This window comes from Phenylobacterium sp., assembly GCF_036723115.1.
GTDB lineage: Bacteria > Pseudomonadota > Alphaproteobacteria > Caulobacterales > Caulobacteraceae > Phenylobacterium.
In genome coordinates this window covers 1-2,433 of the sequence record NZ_DAIMHV010000232.1, presented here as the reverse complement: position 1 = coordinate 2,433, position 2,433 = coordinate 1, and the positions used below count along the sequence as shown (strand labels likewise).

General features: G+C 69.3%; 3 protein-coding genes and 1 tRNA gene. 2 read left to right on the top strand and 2 right to left on the bottom strand.

Annotation, left to right across the window (positions count from 1 at the left end):
- Window position 1 precedes the first annotated feature (1 nt).
- Both V7D28_RS14900 and V7D28_RS14895 read right to left on the bottom strand, forming a co-directional pair.
- Window positions 2-76: transfer RNA gene (locus V7D28_RS14900), tRNA-Val, on the bottom strand.
- A gap of 104 nt (window positions 77-180) precedes the next feature.
- Window positions 181-537, bottom strand: coding sequence for a response regulator (locus V7D28_RS14895; RefSeq protein ID WP_333588165.1), 357 nt, complete (start codon window positions 535-537; stop codon window positions 181-183).
- A gap of 141 nt (window positions 538-678) precedes the next feature.
- Here V7D28_RS14895 and V7D28_RS14890 point away from each other — a divergent pair, with 141 nt between their 5' ends.
- On the top strand, window positions 679-1,578 hold the full coding sequence (locus tag V7D28_RS14890; RefSeq protein ID WP_333588164.1) for an N-formylglutamate amidohydrolase: 900 nt from the start codon (window positions 679-681) through the stop codon (window positions 1,576-1,578).
- A gap of 382 nt (window positions 1,579-1,960) precedes the next feature.
- On the top strand, window positions 1,961-2,433 hold a 473-nt coding region (locus V7D28_RS14885; RefSeq protein ID WP_333588163.1), incomplete at its 3' end, for a GTP-binding protein.

Sequence of the window (2,433 nt, the reverse complement as noted above, 5' to 3'; positions counted from 1 at the left end):
ATGGTGGACGCGGCTGGGATTGAACCAGCGACCCCTACGATGTCAACGTAGTGCTCTCCCGCTGAGCTACGCGTCCGGACCGGACCCCTCTCGGGGCGGGAAGGGCGGCGGTATAGCGGCGGGGCGGACGCCGCGCAAGCGCCTAGGCCCCGAGGGCGCCCCGGATTCTGGTCGTCCGCCTCAGGCGGCCATCATCCGTTCCACCTCGGAAACGATCTCCCGCAGGTGGATGGGCTTGGACAGCACCTTGGCGCCGGCCGGCGCGCTGTCGCCTGCGGCCAGGGCCACGGCGGCGAAGCCGGTGATGAACATGATGCGCAGGGCGGGATTGCGCGCCGCCGCCAGGCGGGCCACCTCGATCCCGTCCATGCCGGGCATGACGATGTCGGTGAGCAGGAGATCCCAGTCCTGGTCGAGGACGGCGGCCGCCTCCTCGCCGTCGGCGCAGGCGCGGACCTCGAAGCCGGCGCGCTCCAGGGCGCGGGCCAGGAAGCCGCGCAGGGAATCGTCGTCTTCGGCGAGCAGGATGCGGGGCATGGGCGCGGCCTGGGGATCGTGTGTCATCCGAAAGACCATAGCCGCCCGTTTGTAAATCGCCGATGAACCCGCGTCGGGGACAGGCCGCGGGCGGGCGTGAAGCGGTTTGACCGCGTCGCAGGAGCGGTCTCATATGCCGCCATGTCTGCGGTGGAGCCCCTCGACGTCGCCCAGCCGCCGCCTGCGGGGCCGGCGGGGTTCGAGGTGCGTCGCCCAGGTCCGGCGGAGACGCCCCCGCCGACGCCGGTGATCTTCGCCTCCCCCCATTCGGGCCGCCTCTATCCGGACGACATGATGGCCGCCGCCGCGCTGGATTCCCGCGCCATCCGGCGGTCGGAAGACGCCTTCGTCGATCAGCTGGTGGAGGCCGCGCCCGCCGCCGGCGCGACCCTGATCACGGCGCGCTATGCGCGGGCCTATATGGATGTGAACCGCGAAGCCTTCGAGCTGGACCCGGCCATGTTCGCCGACGCCCTGCCCGACTTCGCCCGCAGCCGCACCGCCCGGGTGGCCGCGGGTCTGGGCGCCATCGCCAAGGTGGTCTCCGAGGGCCAGGAGATCTACGCCCGCAAACTGACCTTCGCCGAGGCCCAGGCGCGCATCGACCTGGCCCACCGGCCCTATCACCAGACGCTGGAAAGCCTGATCGCCGAGGCCAAGGCCGCCCACGGGGTGGCGGTGCTGGTGGATTGGCATTCCATGCCCTCGCTGGCGGCCCGCGTGGCGGGCGCGGGCTGCGACATGGTGCTGGGCGACCGCTTCGGCGCGGCCTGCGGGGAAGCCCTGACCGGCCGGGTGGAAAAGGAGCTGGAGGCCCGCGGCTACCGCGTGGTGCGCAACACCCCCTATGCCGGCGGCTACACCACCGAGCACTACGGCCGGCCGGCCCGCCGGGTCCACGCCCTGCAGATCGAGCTGAACCGCGCCCTCTATCTGGATGAAGAGGCCCTGACCCCCAACGCCGGCTTCGCCCGCCTCAAGGCCGACATTGAGGCCCTGACCGCCGCCCTGACGGCCGAGGACTGGACCACGCGGCTCTGAACCCCTGACGCCGCGCCGCAAGCCTTGCGATGCGGCCGGTCACGCGGCGCTCGCGCGCGAAAAAAAAGGCCGCGCCAAGCGGCGCGGCCAGTTCATTAGGGAGGAAACGCCCAGGAAGGGCAGAGACGTCAGGGACGCCTCACAATTCAAATGTACGGTGCGGCGCACAAAACGGCAAGGGCCAAAGTGTCGCAATTGCGAAGAAATCCCTTAGTTTTCTGAGTTTGCGCGGGAAATCAGGGCCTTAGCCCTGGACTTCACATCGTGTTTCGTGTTGCAACGCACAATCGCGAGCCCATGGACCGCCCGGCTGACACGAGTTCGCGCTAGCACGGCGGCGAAGTCTCGCCTAAAAGCCGCCGCTTCCGGGAAAAGGTTTTCTATGTCGCTGCGCAACATCGCCATCATCGCCCACGTCGACCACGGCAAGACGACGCTCGTGGATCAGCTGCTCGCCCAGTCCGGCGTCTTCCGCGCCAATGAGGCGACGGTGGAGCGCGCCATGGACTCCAACGACCAGGAACGTGAGCGCGGCATCACCATCCTGGCCAAGTGCACCAGCGTCCTCTGGAACGGCAAGGCCGGCGAAACCCGCATCAACATCATCGACACCCCTGGCCACGCCGACTTCGGCGGCGAGGTGGAGCGGATCCTGGGCATGGTGGACGGCTGCGTCCTGCTGGTGGACGCCGAAGAGGGCGTCATGCCCCAGACCAAGTTCGTCCTGGGCAAGGCCCTGAAGATGGGCCTGCGTCCCATCCTCTGCCTGAACAAGGTCGACCGGCCCCACGCCGATCCCGACCGGGTGCTGAACGAGGCCTTCGACCTCTTCGCCGCCATGGGCGCCACCGACGA